This is a genomic window from Sorangium sp. So ce145, from assembly GCF_051525985.1.
Taxonomy (GTDB): Bacteria; Myxococcota_A; Polyangia; order Polyangiales; family Polyangiaceae; genus Sorangium; species Sorangium cellulosum_B.
Map to the genome: position 1 here is coordinate 721,064 of NZ_CP150315.1, position 19,292 is coordinate 740,355.

The following is a 19,292-nucleotide window of genomic DNA, read 5'->3' on the forward strand; positions in this document are numbered from 1 at the left end:
CGCCCGGGCGGGCCGGTCCGGCCCGCCGCGCCCAGGCGGCGGCCCGCGCGCCCCTCCGACCCGGACGGGGCAGGCGGCCCGCGCATTCGATCGATGGCGCGCGCGGGCTCGCCCCGCGCTCGCGCGCGCTGTGCAATGGGCGGACATGACCGGAGCTGGCCTGTCGAATGCATGTTGGATTCGACAGCTGCAATGGCTACCTCGTACGAGGATGCCTTTCTATCGGCGTTGGAGGTAAACCCATGATCCCGAATTTCGTGGCCGGTCTCTTCAGCATTTTTCCCATCTTGGTGCTCCCGTTGCTCGGCGTCGATCCGCCGGAGGACGCGGGTGGCAGCGGCTCGCAGGTGGGCGAAGGCTCCGAGCTGGAGATCCCAGGCTTGCCCGGGGAGGGCGCCTCGCGGTTCGTCTATTCGATCTCCTGCATCGAGGGCAGCACCGGAAAGAAGACCTTCCTGACGGAGGACGACTTCTGCAGCGCCCTGCGCGACGAGCAGGTCTGCTCCGAGAGCGCGGCCATCTTCGCGCTCTTCCACGGCTGTCCCTGAGCGCCCGCGCGGCGGCGGTACAAACCCTTGACATTCGAGGGGGGCCTTGCTCTTCCTAGCGAGCGCGGACCGCCCCGCGCGGCCCTCCCCCCCACAAGGTCGCGCGCCTCGGAGGCTCAGATCGTGACGAACCTCTATCTCATCCGGCATGGAGAAGCGCTGGTCAACGTGAACCATATCGTGGGCGGGATGCGCGGGGACACCGGGCTGACGCAGCTCGGCGTCCTCCAGGCGGAGCGCCTGCGCGATCGCCTGGCCGCGACGCGCGAGATCCCCGCCGACGTCCTGATCGCCAGCACCTATCGCCGGGCGCAGCAGACGGCCGAGATCGTCGCTCCCGCCCTGGGGCTGCCCGTCACGCTCGACGACGAGGTCCAGGAGCTCCGCCCCGGCGAGGCGGACGGGATGCCGGTCGGCGAGGCGATGGTGCGCTACGCGATCGATTTCGAGCGCGAGCCGTACCGGCCGGCGAGTCCCGGTGGAGAGAGCTGGGCTCAGTTCATGCTGCGGGTCTCCGTCGCCCTCGATCGCGTCACCCGTGAGCACGAGGGGCGGACGATCGTCGTCGTCACCCACGGCGGCTTCATCGACGTCGCGTTCCTCCACTTCTTCAGGATGAACGCGCTCGCCTTCCCGAGCGCGCACTTCGCCACCCGCCACACCTCGCTCACCCACTGGCAGCGAAGGCGGCGCTGGGGTCGGGCCGAGGCCTGGCACCTCATCTATTACAACGACAGCGCGCACCTGCGCGACGTCGAGCGGACCGTGCGCATCCCCTGGGCGGAGCTCTCCACCCTGGCGCCGAGGCTCGTGGATGATCCGTCTGGGCCGCCGTCCTCCGAGAGCGGCGAGGGGCGCTAGCACGCCCGGCCAGGCAGCCTGGCAGACAGGCCGCCGCCCGCCCGCGGTCCCTCCCGGCCCTCGCGCTTGCGCCTCCGCCTCGGGGCGAGCTACATGACCCGTATGATGGGTCCCGTTCACGCAACCTTCCTCATCGCCGCTCCCGACCAGCCCGGTCTCGTCGCGCGACTCGCGGGGTTCTTCTACGACATCGGCCTGAACATCATCGACGCGAGCAATCACACCGATGCGTTCATGGACGAGGGCCCGCGCTTCTTCATGCGTCTCGTCGTCGATCTGTCCGGCCTCGCCTCGCCGGCCGCCGTCGCCGCCCTGGGCGGCTCGGCCACCCGCGGCGCGATCGAGGCCGCCTTTCGCGAGCTCGCCGCGTCGCTCTCGGCGCGATGGTCGGTGGACTACAGCGATCACGTCCCGAAGATGGCGATCCTCGTCACCAGGGATCCTGCGTGCCTCTACGATCTGGTGCTCCGGCAGCGCGCGGGCGAGCTTCGCTGCGAGATCCCGCTCGTGATCTCCAACCACCCCACGCTCGAGGCGGTGGCCGAGAGCTTTCGAATCCCTTTCTTCTGCATCCCGATCACCCCGGAGACGAAGCGCGAGCAGGAGCGTCAGGTGCTTCACCTGCTGAAGAGGCACCATGTCGATCTCGTCGTCCTGGCGCGGTACATGCAAATCCTCTCCGAGCAGATGCTCGATGAGGCGCCGCCCGTCATCAACATCCACCATGGGTTCCTGCCCGCGTTCCAGGGCGCGAAGCCTTACCACCAGGCGCACGCGCGCGGCGTGAAGCTCATCGGCGCGACGGCGCACTATGCGACGCGGGACCTGGATCAGGGGCCGATCATCGAGCAGGACGTGGCGCGCGTGAATCACCAGATGGGCCCCGAGGAGATGACCCGGATGGGGCGTGACGTGGAGCGGCTCGTCCTCTCTCGCGCCGTCCGCGCGCACCTGGAGCGGCGAGTCATCGTCGAAGGTCGCCGCACCGTCGTGTTTTAGATCTCCAGACAATGCCCCGACCGGCCCGGGCCGTGGGCCAGTCGGGGCAATCTGGGCGATCGAGCGCGGGGGAGGCGCGCGCGGCCGGGCGCGCTCTCCTGGGAGCCCGATGCGCGCGCGAGGCGTTACGGCCGGCCCTGCTGGCCAGGCGCGGTGATCTGGCCTTGCTGGCCGGGCGCGAGCTGCCCGAGGACGGCCGACTGGCCATAAGCGCCCGACTGGGAGATGGCGGCCTGGCCGAGGCCGGCCTGCTGACCAGCATAGCCCTGGATCCCCTGGCTGGAGTGCTGGCCGGCATAACCGCCGAACCCGGCCTTGGACGGCACCTGCGCCTGCCCGGGGAACATCCCGGCCTGGCTCGGCACGAGCGCGCCCTTGCCAGGGAACACCTCGCCCTTGCTGGGACCGAGCGCGCCCTTGCTGGGGAACATCCCGGCCTGGCTCGGCACGAGCGCGCCCTTGCCAGGGAACACCTCGCCCTTGCTCGGTCCGAGCGCGCCCTTGCCGGGGAACATCCCGCCCTTGCTCGGTCCGAGCGCGCCCTTGCCGGGGAACATCCCGCCCTTGCTCGGTCCGAGCGCGCCCTTGCCGGGGAACATCCCGCCCTTGCTCGGGCCGATCTGGGCCTGTCCGGGCGCGAGCTGCGCCGCACCCATCCCCAGGTATCCGCCTCGCTCCTCCTCCAACGCTTGATCGACGGCCCCGATCTCGTCGTCACCGAGATCGCTTTGATCGAGGTCCGCGTCGTCCGTATTCACCGCACAACCGGCGGCCAGAGCAGCGAAAAGAAATGCAGGCACCAGCATCTTGCTATGCATCGACATGATCGTTTCCCCCCGATGTCCGCGAGGGCCCACCAGGCCCAGACATCTCGGCTCACCGCAGAGCAGAGTGTGTGCCTGGCGGAGCTGTGCAGACGTTTCCGCTCCCGGCGTGCTTGACGTCCGCGAGGGCGTCAATGCAGCGCGCTCGGGCGATCGGCGCCCCGCAGCGGGGCCCGCGCGATCCGGGCTGAGCGGATCGTCGAGGCGCGCTCGTTCCCCTTTTCTCCGGCGAAAGGACGTGTCGGGTCCAGCCAGGGCGCACCAGCGGCCCGGCGCGCCCGGTGAAGCCCTGACGGCAGGGCGCGCTGCGCTGGTGGCCCCGCCCTGCTCAGGACGCTCTGGGGTGCGTCGCGGGTGGCGCGCTGGACGGCGCGTTGGCGCTTGGTTGTCCGCCCCGGTCGCAGTCCGTCAGCGAGGCGCCGCGCGCCCAGGGCGCACCGCCGCGCGATCGCGGGGGGCGCGGCCCCCGCGCGTGCGGGACGGGTGGCTCACGCCTCGGGCTTCTTCCCGAACAGCCACTTCTTCGCCTCGTCGTCCATCGGCTGGCTCGGGTTCCGCAGCTCATTTCCGACCGCGAGCCCGCGCTCGACGGCGGGCCTCGCGCGCACCGCATCGAGCCACCGCTTGAAGTTCGGGAGCTCGTCGGCCGACACCCCGAACCGCTCGTGCGCCGCCGCCCAGGGATAGCTCGCCATGTCGGCGATCGAGTACTCGCCAGCCAGGAAAGGCCGGTCCGCGAGCCGCTTGTCCATCACGCCATAGAGCCGGCGTACCTCGTTGGTATAGCGCTCGATCGCATAGGGGATCTTCTCCGGCGCATAGTGATTGAAATGGCCCGCCTGGCCGCTCATCGGGCCGAGGCCGCCCATCTGCCACATGAGCCACTGGGTCACCTCGTAACGACCGCGGACGTCCGAGGGGATGAACTTGCCCGTCTTCTCCGCGAGGTAAAGCAGGATCGCGCCCGACTCGAACACGGAGATCGGCGCCCCGCCGCCCGGAGGGTCGTGATCGACGATGGCGGGCATCCGGTTGTTGGGGCTGATCGCGAGGAACTCCGGCTTGAACTGCTCGCCCCGCCCGATGTTGACCGGGACGAGCTTGTAGGGGAGGCTCGTCTCCTCGAGCATTATGCTGATCTTCCAGCCGTTCGGGGTGGGCCAGTAATAGAGATCGATCATCTTGCGCTCCGTGTCCGTGGTTCGTCGCCGAACGCGACGGCGTGCTGTCTCAGGCGATGGATCGTGTCTGCCGGGCGCCGCGCCGCTTCGCGCTGGCGCCGCCCGGCGCGTCGGACCATCGGTGGCACGTCGCCCCGTGGGGAGCAACCGGCGATCGGGCGCGTCGCCTCAGCGCGGCGACCCCGCCGGCTCGCGCGCGGGCCTCGCCCCGTCGACGAGCGCGCGCAGCGCCGCGATGTGCCCGGGCCCCGTCCCGCAGCACCCGCCCACGATCGTTGCGCCCGCCTCGAGCCAGCGGCGCGCGAGCTCCGCATAACGCGCGGCCGCCGAGCCGCGCTGGTCGACGCCAACGCCCCAGCCGAGCCCCTCGGCCTCCGCGCCCGCGTTGGCGTAGGCCCCGAACGGGACGCCGCACGCCGCGAGCCGCTCGATGTGCGCGAGCGTGCGAGTCGCCGGGGTGCAGTTGACGAGCACGGCACTCGCGCCGCGGGCGGCCGCCTCCCGCGCGGCGCGCCCGACGTCCTCGGGCGAGAGCAGATCCGACCCCGGACCCGCCGTGAACGACACCCATGCTTCGACGCCCGTGGCGACCGCCTCCTCCAGCGCCACGAGCGCCTCGCCGACGTGCGGGAACGTCTCGCAGAGGAGGAGGTCGACGCCCGCGCTCGCGAGCGCCCGCGCGAGCTCGCGGTGCTCCTGCCGCGCGTCGGCAGGGCTCAGGTCGGGCCGGTAGCAATCCTCGAGCGGCGCGATGCTGCCGGCGACCCGGTGCCGTGGGCCCTCGCCGCGCACGGCCTCGCGTGCCAGCGAGACCGCCCGCGACGCCAGCTCGGCCCAGGCGGCGCCCGCCTGCCTCCGCCTGGTGCGGAACGTGTTCGCCGTGTGCACCGTCGCGCCCGCGCGCGCGTAATCCCGATGGATCGCGCGGACCACGTCGCGGCCGCGCGCATCGAGCAGGGCCGCGGCGCTCCAGAGCGGCGCCGGCGTCTCGACCCCGCGCGCGGCGAGCTCGGTCCCGAGCGGGCCGTCGAGGACCACGATGGCAGCCTCGGCGGACACAGCAGCTGAACCGAGCGGCGATCTGGCCACGTCCTCCATGTAGGCTCCGGTATGTCCGCGGCCGGCTTCCACGGCAACCCCTGAGTCGGGTCATGGCCCGTCCGCAGCTCGGGGTAAGCGAGGCCCCGCACGGTGCACCGTCCCGACCACTGTGCGGTAGAAAGAACGATGGAATTCTCTTTCGCCCCGGGAAATTACTTGCCAGGTATGGGGGGCCTGCGGCACCGTTGAAATGAATTCATCTTCCCCTCATTCCACTCGACTCGCCGGAGTCGTGGCGTCCGACAAGCAAGCCATCGTTTGCAGGACCGACGCAGGACCGACATGGGGGAGCTCCCGCTGGCCCGCGCGAGGCCAGGCGAGCGCCGTCAGTGAGCCCATAAGAAAGGAACGCCATCATGATTCGACAGTCCATCCGTTCTTCCAAATCGCTCGCTCTCAGTGTTGCGCTCGGCGTCATCGCAGCGGCCGGGTTTGCCGGATGCGTCGCGTCGGAGGAGGCTCCCGTCGATGACGCGGTGGCGCACGAGCGGATCACCCAGGCGGAGGTCTCGAAGGCCCTCGAGACGAGCGAGTTCCTGAGCCTCGACATGAGCCGAGACACGGTCTACGCCCTCGATTACTCGGGGGGGGCCATCGACTACGCGCGCATCAAGCTCTCCACCGGCAACGGCAAGGAGGTCTTGCTCTCGGAGCAGATGGCCGCCATCGAGCAGGCGGACTACGGCGACTACCCGGCGCCCGTCCTGACCGAGGCGTCGGACGATCGGTTCAGCATCTCCTCGAACGAGGCCGCGTTCGGGAAGCTGTCGGAGAGCGAGCTCGACCAGCTGAGGACCGACGGGTTCTTCTACACCGAGGAGCCCCCCTCGGGCCCCGGGGCGAAGCCGCAGAGCACCGACCCCGACTGCATCCACGCCTACTGCGAGGTGTGTACCGACAACACGACCGGCGGGCGCCCCGAGACATGGAAGCCGGGGACCTACACCTGCTACCTCATCGAGCACGTGTGGTGCTGAGGCGCGCCTGACGGACTCTTTCCCCCCTCGCTCGCAGGGCCTCGTTGATGCGTTCGCTCTCGGTTTGGTGCGCTGCGCTGCTCGCCCTCGGGGGCACAGCGTGCGGAAAAGACGGACCCGTGCTCCCGAGCGGCCTCCCCCGGCCGCTCGCGGGGATCTACATGGACTTCGGCGCGGCGCCGGAGGAGGACCGCTTCCGCGCGCTGATGGGGTTCCCGACCCGGGACGTCCCCGGGCTCGAGAGCGCGATCGAGGACATGTACGATCCCGGGAAGCCGGACACGTTCCGGAAGTACATGTCGGTCGAGACCTGGATGGAGCGCCACGCCCCGTCCGAGAGCGACATCGCGGCCGTCGAAGACTGGCTCGTCCAGCAGGGGATGGAGATCCGGCGGCGGTCCAAGAACCGGCTCCTGCTCGAGTTCGCGGGCACCGTCGAGCAGTTCAATACCGCGTTTGACACCGAGCTCCGCGACTTCGAGCGCGAGAACCCCGCGGCCGGCGGCAAGCCGCTCCGCACGTTCGGCGCGCTCGATCCGCTCAGGCCGCCGCAGCGGATCATCGACCTCGCGTCGGGCGTCATCTCGGTCGAGATCCCCGCGGACACCGATCCGCTCCCGGGCGAGGGGGGCTCGATCGAGGAGGAGCCGCCGCAGGAGGTGGAGCTGGGGTACACGCCCGCGCAGATCGCGCGGGTCTATGGGGTCGAAGCGCTCCACACCGCCGGCCACAGCGGGCAGGGCGTGAAGCTCGGCGTCGTTGTCGGGGCGACGTTCAAGACCCTGGATCTCCAGTCGTTCTGGCGATCGTTCGGCGTCTCGCGCAATAACCCCGAGAAAGTGGTCACCGCGGATCCGATCTCCACGCGTTACATCGAGAGCACGCTGGACATGCAATGGTCGGGCGTGATGGCGCCCATGGCGGAGCTCATCGCGTACCAGGGGCCGGACGCGCGCACCCACTCCATCCTCTATGCGTGGAACGAGGCGATCGCTGCCGGCGAGGTGTCGGTGCTCTCGACGTCGTTCGCGCACCGCGAGGAGACGGAGGCGCAGCCGATCCGCGAGCAATACAACGAGGCGGCGCGCATGGGCGCGGCGCTCGGGATGACGATCGTCGTCGCGAGCGGCGACTCGAGCAGGCCCGACGTGCCGTCGTCGAGCCCGTATGTGACGTGCGTCGGCGGGACGGTGCTCGAGCTCGGCGACGGCGGCGAGGTCGCGCGCGAGGTGGCGTGGAGCGGCTCCGGCTCGGGCCGATCGCGCGCCTTCGATACGCCGTGGTGGCAGGAGAGCGTCGTGACGGACGCGCAGGGCACGCGCGCGGTCTCCGACGTCGCGCTGAGCGCGTCGTCGAAATTCCCGTACTGGCTCTACTTCCTGGGCGAGTGGGATCAGCGCGGCGGCACCTCGTTCGCGGCGCCGGTGTTCGCCGGCCTGATGGCGTCGGTGAACAGCCACCGGATCGCGCAGGGCAAGCCCGTCGCCGGGTGGCTGAACCGGGCGCTTTACACCGATGCGGGCGTGCAGGCCGCGTTCCGCGACATCACCGAGGGCAAGACCCCCGAGGGGTTCAGCGCGGGGCCCGGCTGGGACTATCCGACCGGCTGGGGCGCTCCGCTCGCGGACAAGCTCGCGGAGGCGCTCCCGTAGGAAAGCGTCATCCTCTGGGTCGGATGGCGCCCCCCGTCGCGTTCCTCTTCCTCTCGCTCGTGTCGCTGCCGCTCCTTGCGGCGGCGGCGCTCGGCTGTGACCGCCCAGGCCGCTCCGCCGGTCCGGCGCCCGCGCCGCCCAGCGTCGCGCCCGCCCCGGCGCGGGAAGAGGCAGCGCGGGCCGCGGACGGCGGCGCGACACCGGCGGCCGCCGCCGGGGACGCGGCCGCCGCTGCTGCGGAGGCTGCGCCGCTCCGCGCGGACGCGGCCGCCGCTGCTGCGGAGGCTGCGCCGCTCCGCGCGGACGCGCCGTTCGTGGAGCTGCCTGTCGAGGGGTTTCCGAGCGCCGTGGTGTCGGTGCCGATCGGCGCCACCGCGCGGCGTCCCGTGCTCATCGCGTCGCACGGCAACTACGATCGGCCCGAGTGGCAGTGCCAGGTATGGCGCGACATCGCGGGAGACGGCGTCTTCGTCCTGTGCCCGAGGGGTGTCGCGCGGCCCGATTCGCCGTCGGCGAGCGACGTCCGCTTCACGTACGAGAGCAACGCCCGCCTGGAGCAGGAGATCGAGGCGGGGCTCGCGGCGCTGCGGGCGCGCTTTCCCGAGCACGTGGATCCTGGCGCGGTGCTCTATACAGGCTTCTCGCTGGGCGCGATCATGGGCTCTGCGATCGCGGCGCGCCGGGCGGCGCTCTTCCCGCGCCTCGTGCTGGTCGAGGGCGGACACGACAAGTGGACCCCGGCGACGGCCAAGGCGTTCGCGGACGGCGGCGGGCAGCGGGTCCTCTTCGTCTGCGCGCAGGCCGGGTGCGGCGGCGCCGCCGCCGCGGCCGCCGCGCGCCTGGAGAAGGCGGGGGTGCTGACTCGCGTGGCGCGCAGCAAGGAGGCCGGGCACCGGTACGACGGGCCTGTCGCCGAGGAGACCCGAAGGGCGCTGGATTGGCTGATCGACGGCGACCCGCGCTGGTAAACGCCGCTCGGCGACGCGAGGGGGAGCGCGTGCGTCGAACTGCCGTGGCTGCTCGGTGGGTCGAGGCGCCGCGCCGCGCGGGCGGTCTGGTCGGCGGGCGGCCTCTGAGCTAGACGAGGCCCGTTGCTCGTCATGGCTTGCTCTTTCCCGGATGCGCGCGCGCGCCGCCGCGGTGGTCTGGATCGGCTGCGGCGCGCGTCGGCGCTCGCCGCGTCGGCGCTCGTGGCGGCCTGCGGCCCGGGCGAGGAGCCACCGGGGCGCTCGGCCGCGGCGCAGCCGGCGGTAGCTGAGCCGGCGCTCGCCGCCGCGGGCGCCGTGGAGCCGCTGGACGGCGGCGCGGATGGCGAGGCCGCGCCCGCGGCGTCCAGGGAGGCGCTGCGGCCCGGGCGCGGCGACAAGCTCGCGAGCATCGCCATGCGCACGTTCGTGTACGCCGCGCCCGAGCGCGGCGCGCTCAAGCTCGGTTACCTCCGGGCCGGCGCGCTCGTCGAGCGCGCCGCGGCGCCGTCGGGCGACGCGGGGTGCGCCGGCGGGTGGTACGCCATCCATCCCCGCGGCTTCGTGTGCGTCGGCAAGGGCGCCTCGCTCGACCTGGATCACGAGATCGTCGCCGCGACGCCGGCCGGCCCGCGCCGGGGCGAGCCGTATCCGTACCGCTACGTCGTGTCGCGGAAGCCGCCGCCGCACCTCTATGTCCACCTGCCCAGCGAGGCCGAGCAGCGGCGCGTCGAGGGGCGCTCGCGCGCCCAGGGCACCCCCGCGTGGTCCCGCCGCGACGAGGCGCTCCTGGGCGAGCCGGAGCCGCTCACGCCCTTCTTCGCGAGCCGCCGCGACCTGCCCAAGCCGCTCGGCGCCGCCGAGAAGGTCCGCTTCCCGGCGCACCGCGGGCGCGCGCGGGCGGACTCGGCCTTCGGCCTGATCTCCACCTTCGCGTGGACCGGGCGGCGCTTCGGCCTGACGACCGAGCTCGACCTCATCCCGATCGATCGCACCTCGGCCGTCGCTCCCACCGCGATGCGCGGCGTGGAGGTGAAGGGCGAGGGGACCCCCGCGTTCGTCATGCACCACGGGGTGCGCACGCTGAAGCCGGACGCCTCGGGCGAGCTCAGGCCGGACGGCTGGGCGGCGCACCGCTCCGGCTGGGTGCTCACCGGCAAGACGGCCGCCGCCGGCGCCTATGTTGAGACCGACGCGGGCGTGTGGATCCCCGCGTCCGCGCTGCGGGTCGCGCGGCTGGGCCGCGACTTCTGGGGGCACGCGGCGCGCGGAAGGAAGTGGATCGACATCTCCATCGAGCTCCAGACGCTCGTCGCCTACGAGGGCGAGCGCCCCGTCTTCGCGACCCTCGTCTCGACGGGCCGCGGCGAGCTCGGCGATCCCGCGACCACCAGCGCCACCGTGCAGGGCACGTTCTTCATCCGCGAGAAGCACGTCACGGCGACGATGGACGGCGACGAGCTCAGCGAGTCGTCCGTCGACCTGCGGGACGTGCCCTATGTCCAGTACTTCCACAACAGCTACGCGCTGCACGGCGTCTACTGGCACGACGCGTTCGGCAAGGTGCGGAGCAGCGGCTGCGTGAACCTCGCGCCCGCCGACGCGGCGTGGCTGTTCGCGTGGACCGATCCCCCGGTCCCCGAGGGCTGGCACGCCGCGTTCAACGACAAGGGCGGGACGCTCGTGTACATCCACGCCTGACCGCGCGCGGCCCGGGGCGGCGATGTGTAATACCGCCGGGCCGCGCGCGTCGGCCATGCATGCAACCCGGGACGACGCTGCTCGCGATCCAACTTCCTGCGCTGAGCTCTGGAGCGATCGAGCTCAAATGCGGCATGAAGCCGCTGCGGGGCGCGGTCGCCTCGGGCCCCGCACGTGATCGCACTCGCCACGCTGGAGCGGCTTCCATGAAATCACCTCACCTCGCCGGCCTGAACGCCCTGCTGATGCTCGTCGCTGCGCTCGCCGGCTGCGCGCCGCGCAGCCTTCCCGCGAGCTTCCCCGCGTCCTCTGCCGCCTCACCGCAGGCCGCGGAGGCTCCCTCGCCGCGGATCGGCGTCGCCCTCTCGGAGGAGCCTCCGCTGCCCGGCGAGCCCGCCGCGGGCTGGGTCGGGCTCGAGCCGGCGGGGGCCGCGGGCGCCGGCGCCGACCCTCACCAGCACCACCACCACCATCATCACGGCCCGGCGCCGGCGAGGCCGCCGGAGGGCGGCCCGGCGGCTGCCACGCCCGAGGAGCCCGTCCATGCGCACTGAACACCTTCGATCGCGCGCGCTCGCCTCGCGCCTCCTGCCGCTCGTGGCGGGCCTCGCGCTCTCCTCGGCGGCCGCGGCCGGCTGCGCCGCCCCGTCGTCGACCGCCGACATGGCGCGGATCCGCGAGCTGTCCCGCGTGGAGCTCCCGCCGAGCGCGGCGTCCGAGGAGGTCGATCCGGCGCCGGCCGACGGCGCGCGCGCCCTCGGCCAGGCGCCGCGGCAGCCGCTCACTGCGGACGCCGCGGTGCGGATCGCGCTGCTCAACAACCGCGAGCTGCGCGCCGTGCTGAAGGAGGTCGGCGTCGCGCGGGGCAACCTCGAGCAGGCGGGCAAGCTGCCGAACCCGGAGATCGCGATCGGGGTCACGCCGCTGCAGGAGGGGGTCGAGCACGCGCACCTCGAGCTCGAGGTCGAGATCGACCTCACGTCGGCGCTCCTTGCGCCGCTCCACGCGAGGGCGGCGCGGTCGGAGCACGAGGCCGCGCGCTACCGCGCCGCGGGCGCGGTCGTCGATCTCGGCTACCAGGTGCGCGCCGCGTTCTACGCCGCGCAGGCGGCGGAGCAGCGCCTCGGCATCGCGAACCGCGCGCTCGACGCGTTCGCCGCGGCCCGCGACGCCGCCCGCGCGCTCTTCGAGGCGGGCAACGTCCCGGAGCTCGACGTGGCGACGCAGGAGGCGGGTTACGAGGAGGCGCGCGTCACGGCCGCGCAGATGGAGCTGGAGCTCCTCTCGCAGCGCGAGCGGCTCACCCGGCTGCTCGGCCTCTCCGGCGCGGCGACCTCCTGGACGATCGCCGGCGCGGTCCCCGCGGCGCCCGAGGCGCTCGCGACGCCGCCGCGCGCGGAGTCGCTGGCCTTGCGGGCGAGCCTCGAGCTCGCGGAGCTGCGCAGCCGGCTCGAGGCGGCGGCGGGGCGCGCCGGGGCGTTGCGCGCCGAGGGCTGGGTGCCGGACGTGGCGATCGGCGTGCACGGGGAGCGGGAGCTCGGCGCGAGCGGCGAGGCGCACGAGCACCCGTGGGTCCTCGGCGCCGGGGTCCGCCTCTCGCTCCCGATCTTCGATCGGCGGCAGGGCGCCGAGGCCGCGCAGGCGGCGGAGTTCGACGGCCTGCTCGAGCGCTACCACGGCCGCGCCGTCGACGTCCGCTCGGCGGTCCGCGAGGCGCAGAGCCGGCTCTCGTTCGCGCACGCGCGCGCGCGGCACTACGAGCGCGTGATCCTCCCGGCGCGCAAGCGGGTGCTGGAGCAGACGTTGCTCCAGTACAACGCGATGCAGGTCGGGGTCTTCCAGCTGCTCTCGGCGCGCCGAGAGCAGCTCGACGCCGAGCTCGCGGCGGTCGAGGCGCTGCGCGAGCACTGGACGGCGAAGGCTGCGTTCGACGCGCTCCTGGCAGGGCGCCGCGTCGAGGCCGCGGGGGCCGGAGCTCCCGCGGCGATGCCGAGGGCCTCGGCCACCGGCGAAGGAGGGCATTGACATGGACCGACGTGCTTTCATCCACGCGGGCGGTCTGGCCGCCGGCGCCGCCATCCTCACGCAAGGGCTCGCCCATGCGCAGCAGCGCCCTGGCGCGCCGCCCGCCGGGGGCGCCGCTGCGCCCCCGCCTCGCCGGACCGCGGCGCCCGGGGGGCAGCCCGCCGTGGTGACGCCGAACGGCAGCACGCTCCCGCTGCGCGTGGTGGACGGCGTGAAGGTCGGCCACCTCGTCGCCGGCCCCCTCGAGCACGAGATCGCCCCCGGCCTGAAGAGCGAGGTGTGGGGCTACAACGGGAGCACGCCCGGCCCGACCATCGAGGCGGTCGAGGGCGATCGCCTGCGCATCTACGTGACGAACTCCCTGCCGGAGGCCACCACGGTCCACTGGCACGGCCTCGTGCTGCCGAACGGCATGGATGGAGTCGCCGGGCTCACCCAGCGCCCGATCGAGCCCGGCGAGACGTATGTTTACGAGTTCGTCGTGCGGTATCCGGGGACGTACATGTACCACTCGCATTTCGACGAGATGACCCAGATCGCGCTGGGCGCGGTGGGGATGTTCGTCGTGCACCCGAGGAGGCCCAGGGGGCCGCGTGTGGACCGGGATTTCGTGCTGATGACGCACGAGTGGAAGATCAACGCGGGGGCGCGCCGGCCCGACCCGAACGCGATGAGCGACTTCAACGTCCTCACGTTCAACGGCAAGGCGTTCCCCGCGACGGCGCCGCTCGTCGTCGGCCGCGGCGAGCGCGTGCGCGTGCGCCTCGGGAACCTCGGCCCGATGGATCACCACCCGATCCACCTGCACGGCCTGTCGTTCCAGGTCACGGCGACGGACGGCGGGTTCGTCCCCGAGTCGGCCCAGTACCCGGAGACGACGGTCCTGGTCCCGGTCGGCAGCACGCGGGTCATCGAGTTCGTCCCCGAGGAGCCGGGCGACTGGGCTGTGCACTGCCACATGACCCATCACACGATGATGCAGATGGGCCATGGCCTGCCGAACATGGTCGGCGCCGAGACCCGCGCGCTCGATCGGCGGATGCGCCGCGTGATGCCCGGCTACATGACGATGGGGACCACGGGGATGGGCGGCATGGGCGAGATGCCCATGCCGATCCCCGCGAACAGCTTGCCGATGCGCGGCGGGGCCGGGCCGTTCTCGTACATCGACATGGGGGGCATGTTCACCGTCCTCAAGGTCCGCGACGATCCGGACAAGGCGGATCCGGCCGGGTGGTACGTGCACCCGGCGGGCACCGTGGCCGGGCCGGCGAGCGCCGAGCGGATGCGGGCGGACGGGATTGACCCCGCTTCTGGAGGGAAGCCGGGCGGGTGATCTCTCGACGTGAGCGAGCGCTCGCGGTCGGTACCTCGTCCGCGCGTCGACTCGAGGAGGCCGGGGGCTCGCGTCGATCGCGGCGGCGCGGGTCGGCCGTCTCGATGGACACACGGGGCGCGGCCGAGCGACCACAGGTCAGCCAAAATCTTCAGTGATTTCAATGAGCCAGAAGCGGTCCACGCCTTGCCATATCCGGTGGCGAGGCCGGGACGCCCCGGATCACGGAGGAGTGCTTCGATGGCAATGAAGATGGCTCGACGGATGACGTTTCTGGCGCTTTGCACGGTCTCGCTCGCCGGCTGCGGCGAGCGTCACGACGCGCGGCCTCCGGCGCCGGCCGCTGCCGCGAGCCCCGCGGCGACGCAGTGCCCCGAGCCTGCAGCCGTCACGGCGGCGGCGCCCGCAAGCCTGCCGGCCGCGCCGGTGACGGCGCCCGCGCCGGACGCGAACGTCGTGGCGGACAAGGGGAGCAAGGGGAGCCGTGAGGCCAAGGAGAAGGGGAGGGGGGCGGCGGAGCTGAAGGTGAAGCGGCTGGTGATCGCGGAGGGGGTGAAGGACCGCGAGCCGGTGGCGCCGGGGACGACGTTCCACGCGCCGGAGACCCCGCGGCTCTATGCGTACCTGGAGGTCGAGAACCGGAGCGACGTGGAGGGCGAGGTGACGGTGGCGTTCGTCCCGCCGGGCGGCGGGGAGCCGGTCGGGAACGTGACGCTCGGGGTCGGGCCGTCGCCGCGGTGGCGGACGTGGGCGTTCACGCGCGGCGCGCGGAAGGCGGGGGAGTGGACGGCGGTCGTGCGGTCGGAGACGGGCGAAGAGCTCGCGCGCGCGCCGTTCGAGGTGACGCTGTAGCCGAGGGCGGCCGGGCGCGGGAGACGCCGCTCGTCGTCAGCGCTTCAGGGCGCGTCCTGCGGCGCTTCTCCCATCGCATCCCGTTCGAAGACGTCCTGGTACACCCGGTCGACGTCGAGCGCCCCGTCGAGGGACGACAGCTCTGCGTGCTCGCCCGGGCCGTGGATCCGGAGTAGCCAGCTGCCGTCTGGCTGCCGCGTGAACACCTCGATTCGCGGCGCCTTCTGCGACGCGAGCACGTACTCCTCGAGCGACGGTAGCGTCCGGTACTGGGCGAACTTGTCCCCGCGATCATAGGCCTCGCTGGAGTCGGAGAGCACCTCGACGATGACGCGTGGGTTCAGGAGCGTATCGCGCTGCTCGTCTTCGAACTCGGGACGCGCGCAAACGACGGCGCCATCGGGGTACACGTAGCGGCGTGTGGCGGCGATCTTGATGCGCATGTCGGAGGTGAGCACCCGGCATCCCCGACCGCGGAGCGCGTTCCGCAGCTCACCGAGGATGTTCGCGCCGATCGCGCTGTGCTCCAGCGTGCCGCCCGCCATGGCGAAGAGCTCACCGTCCGCGTATTCGTGGCGAAGCGGCGACGAACGCTCGAAGTCCAGGTACTCCTGCGGCGAAAGGCCGGTGCGGACCGCGGCTTGTGCCATGTCCCGCAGTTTCACCCGGGAGACGGAGCGCGTCCACGGCGAGAGCTCCGCAAGTGCAGCGAGCGGGACCCTTCCTGGGACGTCACGCGGGCACGAGCTCGACGAGCGTGATCTCCGGTGGACAGTTGATGCGGACCGGCAGCCAGCCCCCGGCGCCGGCGTTGACGTGGAGGCGACGGCCCCGGTGCTCGTAGTGCCCGTTGTGGTAGAGCCCGGCGGGCAACATCGGCGTGAGCGCGTAATCGCCGATCCGGCCGAGCGAGATCTGCCCGCCGTGCGTGTGACCGGACAGCATCAGATCGAACGGCAGCTCGCGCGCGGCTCGGAACGTGCCCGGGTGGTGGCTGAGGAGGACGCGCGGCGCGCCGTCGTCCCGCATCTGGCCGAGCGCTCGATCGAGCCCGTCGCGCGTCGGGCGTCGGGCGGGCTCTCCTGGGCGCGCACGGCTCGGGTAGTCGATGGCGCCCATCCACAGGCGATCGCCGCCGAGGCGGACCTCCCGCGCCTCGTCGACGAGCACCTGGGCGCCCGCTTCCTCGAGGCCCTTCACGATCGTCCCCACGCTGGCCGACCGGGCGGCGATGTACTCGTGGTTGCCCATGCAGAAGAAGAGCTGCCCCCGGGCGGGGCGCAGGCCCCGGAGCAGCCGCGCGGACAGCTCGAGCTGCGAGACGTGGTGATCGAGCAGATCGCCGGTGACGACATGGATGTCCGCGCGGATCGCGTTCATGGCGTCGCGGAGCTCGTCGAGCCGCTCCGCGTCCATGAAGCTGCCGACGTGCACGTCGCTGAGCTGCGCGATGGTGACGCCGTGCAGGCTCGTCAGCTCGCGGCGCACCGGCAGCGCGAGCCTCACGATGGCCGGACGCTGTCGCGACGCGAGCACGCCGCCCATCGACACCGCGACCGCCGCCGCGGGCAGCGCCCATGTCGCGCCGACGACGAGACGGCGGCGGCGCTCATCGACGGCCTCCGGCCGGGCTTCGACCTCCGCAGGCGCGCGGATGGCCTGAGCGGCTGGATCGGCCTGAGCGCCGGCGCTGGCCTGCGCGTTCGTCGCAGGCTGGGCATCGGCCGCAGGCCGGGCGTTCCGGGGCGGCTGGAGCCGGCGGAGCGCCCGGACGGCCGCGCTCGCGAGCGTGGCGAGCCCGAGGAGCACCCCGTAGAGGAGCAGGCCCACCTGCGCGCCCATGGCGATCAGCGCCAGCGGCTCCGGCGCGTGGCGCTGGAGCGCGCGCAGCCCCGAGAAGCTCGCCGCGGCCATGAGCAGCGCCGGGAGCGCGGCCAGCAGCAGGCCCGCAGCGCAGAGGCCGCTGATCAGCGCCCCGTGCCGAGGGAACGCCGCGCGGAGCCGCCGCCAGAGGATCAGGCCGAGGAGGCCGTTGACGAGCGTGACGACGAGGCCGCCGAGCTGGTACACACGGCTGAAAGTAGCATCGCGTCGATCGCGCGTCCGGCCGCGGCCCGCCGGCTGCGCCTAGGAGCCAGCCGCTCCGTCAGGCACCTCGGCGCTGACCGGGATCTCGCGTGCTTCGAGCCCCTCGAGCGACGCCTTGCCCGAGAGCGCGTCGAGGTCGCCGCGCGCGTCCCGGAGGTAGCCATTGAAGAACGCGGCGAGGTAGCCCATCGCGATCGCCTGCTGCTCGCGCCGCGAGAGCCCGGCGTGACCGTCGAGCGGCTCGGCGAGGCCGAGCGACGTCGTGTAGCCGAAGTGGTTCGCGCCGGGCACGGTCACGAGGTGCTTCGGAGCGCGCGCGCGGTCGTAGAGCGCCGCCGGGACCGCGGCGGCGATGGGATCCGCGGCGCCGCGGACGACGAGCACCGGCCGAGGCGCGAGCGCGTCGATGGACAGCGCGCGCTCGGGGGCGCCCGCCGGCGCGAGGAGCGTGAGGGCGCGGACATCGAACGGGCAAGCGGCGTCGAGCGCGAGCGCGAGCGCCGCCTGCGCGCCGAGCCCGTGGCCGAGCAGGCCCACCCGAGCGAAGTCGGCGAGGAGCGGGCCCCGGGAGCCGGCGCGGAGGTGCGTGAGCGCGTCCCGCAGCACCGCGGCGCGGCGCAGCGGCGCGTCGTCGGGCGTGAGCCACGAGAGATCGGGCGCGACGACGACGAAGCCCCAGCGAGCGAGGTGCGCCATCACGCCGGCGAGCTGGCGGTAGTCCTGGGCAAGACCCGCGGGCGACCCGGCGGTGGCCGCGCTCGTGGCGAGGCGCCGCTCGTGGGCGATCGCGATGACCGGGAACGGGCCTCCCGGCGAGAGCGGCGCCTCCTCGCCGTCCGCGGACGCGGGGTAGTAGAGCAGCGCGGCGCTCCGCGCGGGGCACCGGTAAATCGCGCCCTGGAACGGCCACGTGTCGGGGTAGCAGGCGTCCGCCGACAGCGAGAGCGCGCCGATGCGCCGGAACCCCGCCCGGTGCGGCCCGGCGCGCAGCCGCGGCGAAGCGCCGGTGGGGAGCGGCGCAGGCGGAGGCGAGCTCGTGGAGGGGGGCGGGCGAGAGGTCGTCGCCGCCGGCGGGCGAGAGGTCGTCGCTGCAGGCGGGCGATTCGTCGTGGCGGCGGGGGGGCGAGAGGTCGTCGCCGCAGGCGGGCGATTCGTCGTTGTGGCAGGCGGAGGGAGCGTCGCCGGAGAGGGGACATCTGCCGAGGAAGGCGACGCGTTGCCGACGATCGCGCGCTGCGACCAGAGCGCGCCGTCGCGCGTCGCGTGGACGATCCGCCCCTCGGCGCGCACGGCGAGCTCGATTCGCCCGAGCGGCCAGCTCTCGATCACCGATACCGCCTCGCACCGGCCCAGATCGGTGGCGAACACCGTCGGACCGCGGAAGCGCGCCCCGCGGGCGCCTTCGTCACGGCTCCACCGCGCGAGCCCCACGCGCGCGAGCGGCGAGAACAGCTCGAGCGTCCCAGGTCCGCCGATCGTGCTCCGGAAGAGCGCCGGTGTCCCGCGGACCCCGGAGACCACCTCCTCCGGGCCGTGCCACGCAGCCCCGGACCCGGGAGAGCGCCGGAACATCACCAGGCGATCACCGACGCGCGCGACGACCTCGAGGTCGCCGGGCGCGTCGGGTCCGTGCGGCGCGCGGGCCACGCGCTGGATCATCGCGACCGCCTCGAATCGACCGAGCCCCTCGCCGAAGATCACCGGGCCGCGCCAGCCGAGCTCCGCGGTGTCGTTGTCGCGGTGGTAGTGCGCGATCCCGCCGCGTGCGTGGGGCACCACGAGCTCGAAGTTGCCTTTGCCCCCGAAGCCGCCCTGGATCAGCGCGGGGTCGCCGGCCGCGCCCTCCGCGAAGAAGCGCGGCTCGCTCCACGACGGCTCGCTCGAGGGCGCGCACCAGAACGCGGCCAACCGATCCCCGGTGCGCGCCACCGCCTCGAGGTGGCCTGGATCGCCGAAGTTGCTCTGGATGAGCGACACCGCCTCGACCGGGCCGAGGCCGCTGGCGAACGTCGCCACGTGACGCCACGGCCCGGAGGTCTCCTCGCGGCGGTGGTGCTCGACGCCGAACGGCGTGTCGGCGGCGGGCAAGACGAGCTCGAGCGTGCCGCGGGAGGCGCATTGCAGGAAGAAGCCGCTGGTCGTGGTGGGCATGGCGCTGACGGCACCCAATTTACCGGTGAGG

General features: G+C 73.0%; 17 protein-coding genes. 11 read left to right on the plus strand and 6 right to left on the minus strand.

The features are described 5' to 3' along the window. Positions 1 to 242: 242 nt before the first annotated feature. From WMF34_RS02685 to purU, 3 genes are all read left to right on the plus strand, one after another. Positions 243 to 548, plus strand: a complete 306-nt coding sequence (locus WMF34_RS02685) for a hypothetical protein (RefSeq protein ID WP_012233127.1) — start codon at positions 243 to 245, stop codon at positions 546 to 548. 123 nt (positions 549 to 671) lie between these two features. After that, positions 672 to 1,409, plus strand: coding sequence for a histidine phosphatase family protein (locus tag WMF34_RS02690; RefSeq protein WP_012233128.1), 738 nt, complete (start codon positions 672 to 674; stop codon positions 1,407 to 1,409). A gap of 105 nt (positions 1,410 to 1,514) precedes the next feature. Then, positions 1,515 to 2,408, plus strand: a complete 894-nt coding sequence (purU, locus tag WMF34_RS02695) for a formyltetrahydrofolate deformylase (protein WP_012233129.1) — start codon at positions 1,515 to 1,517, stop codon at positions 2,406 to 2,408. A 125-nt stretch (positions 2,409 to 2,533) separates the two neighbouring features. Here the strand turns inward: purU and WMF34_RS02700 are convergent, their stop codons facing one another. The 3 genes from WMF34_RS02700 to WMF34_RS02710 form a co-directional block, all read right to left on the minus strand. After that, the gene (locus tag WMF34_RS02700; protein WP_437992325.1) at positions 2,534 to 3,226 is read right to left on the minus strand and encodes a hypothetical protein; all 693 of its coding nucleotides are present in this window, start codon (positions 3,224 to 3,226) and stop codon (positions 2,534 to 2,536) included. Positions 3,227 to 3,720: 494 nt separating this feature from the next. Continuing rightward, positions 3,721 to 4,413 carry a glutathione S-transferase N-terminal domain-containing protein gene (locus WMF34_RS02705; protein WP_012233131.1) on the minus strand — a complete coding sequence of 231 codons (693 nt, stop codon included), beginning with the start codon at positions 4,411 to 4,413 and terminating at the stop codon, positions 3,721 to 3,723. Between the two features lie 168 nt (positions 4,414 to 4,581). Then, positions 4,582 to 5,472, minus strand: a complete 891-nt coding sequence (locus tag WMF34_RS02710) for a homocysteine S-methyltransferase family protein (protein WP_437992326.1) — start codon at positions 5,470 to 5,472, stop codon at positions 4,582 to 4,584. Positions 5,473 to 5,870: 398 nt separating this feature from the next. Between WMF34_RS02710 and WMF34_RS02715 the strand changes: the two genes are divergently transcribed. The 8 genes from WMF34_RS02715 (at position 5,871) to WMF34_RS02750 (ending at position 15,022) form a co-directional block, all read left to right on the plus strand. Then, entirely contained in the window at positions 5,871 to 6,491 is a 621-nt protein-coding gene (locus tag WMF34_RS02715; RefSeq protein WP_012233133.1) for a hypothetical protein, read from the plus strand. Between the two features lie 119 nt (positions 6,492 to 6,610). Further along, positions 6,611 to 8,143: a S53 family peptidase gene (locus WMF34_RS02720; protein ID WP_044963797.1), complete on the plus strand. Its 1,533-nt coding sequence runs from the start codon at positions 6,611 to 6,613 to the stop codon at positions 8,141 to 8,143. 23 nt (positions 8,144 to 8,166) lie between these two features. Beyond that, positions 8,167 to 9,111 carry a hypothetical protein gene (locus tag WMF34_RS02725; protein WP_437992327.1) on the plus strand — a complete coding sequence of 315 codons (945 nt, stop codon included), beginning with the start codon at positions 8,167 to 8,169 and terminating at the stop codon, positions 9,109 to 9,111. A 132-nt stretch (positions 9,112 to 9,243) separates the two neighbouring features. Next, positions 9,244 to 10,809 (plus strand): L,D-transpeptidase, encoded by a 1,566-nt coding sequence (locus WMF34_RS02730; protein WP_437992328.1) that lies wholly within the window; start codon positions 9,244 to 9,246, stop codon positions 10,807 to 10,809. Positions 10,810 to 11,015: 206 nt separating this feature from the next. Continuing rightward, the gene (locus WMF34_RS02735; RefSeq protein ID WP_437984148.1) at positions 11,016 to 11,363 is read left to right on the plus strand and encodes a hypothetical protein; all 348 of its coding nucleotides are present in this window, start codon (positions 11,016 to 11,018) and stop codon (positions 11,361 to 11,363) included. After that, positions 11,353 to 12,834, plus strand: a complete 1,482-nt coding sequence (locus tag WMF34_RS02740; RefSeq protein ID WP_012233137.1) for a TolC family protein — start codon at positions 11,353 to 11,355, stop codon at positions 12,832 to 12,834. The genes WMF34_RS02735 and WMF34_RS02740 overlap by 11 nt, the downstream gene beginning before the upstream one ends. A gap of 1 nt (position 12,835) precedes the next feature. Next, complete coding sequence (locus WMF34_RS02745) at positions 12,836 to 14,170, plus strand: multicopper oxidase family protein (protein ID WP_437992329.1); 1,335 nt, start codon at positions 12,836 to 12,838, stop codon at positions 14,168 to 14,170. 240 nt (positions 14,171 to 14,410) lie between these two features. Further along, on the plus strand, positions 14,411 to 15,022 hold the full coding sequence (locus tag WMF34_RS02750) for a DUF2914 domain-containing protein (protein ID WP_012233139.1): 612 nt from the start codon (positions 14,411 to 14,413) through the stop codon (positions 15,020 to 15,022). Between the two features lie 44 nt (positions 15,023 to 15,066). Here WMF34_RS02750 and WMF34_RS02755 read toward each other — a convergent pair whose 3' ends face one another. From WMF34_RS02755 to WMF34_RS02765, 3 genes are all read right to left on the minus strand, one after another. Further along, positions 15,067 to 15,672, minus strand: a complete 606-nt coding sequence (locus tag WMF34_RS02755; RefSeq protein WP_012233140.1) for a Uma2 family endonuclease — start codon at positions 15,670 to 15,672, stop codon at positions 15,067 to 15,069. 82 nt (positions 15,673 to 15,754) lie between these two features. Then, positions 15,755 to 17,092, minus strand: coding sequence for a metallophosphoesterase (locus tag WMF34_RS02760; protein WP_012233141.1), 1,338 nt, complete (start codon positions 17,090 to 17,092; stop codon positions 15,755 to 15,757). 57 nt (positions 17,093 to 17,149) lie between these two features. Further along, the gene (locus WMF34_RS02765) at positions 17,150 to 19,261 is read right to left on the minus strand and encodes an alpha/beta hydrolase (protein WP_437992330.1); all 2,112 of its coding nucleotides are present in this window, start codon (positions 19,259 to 19,261) and stop codon (positions 17,150 to 17,152) included. Positions 19,262 to 19,292 lie beyond the last annotated feature (31 nt).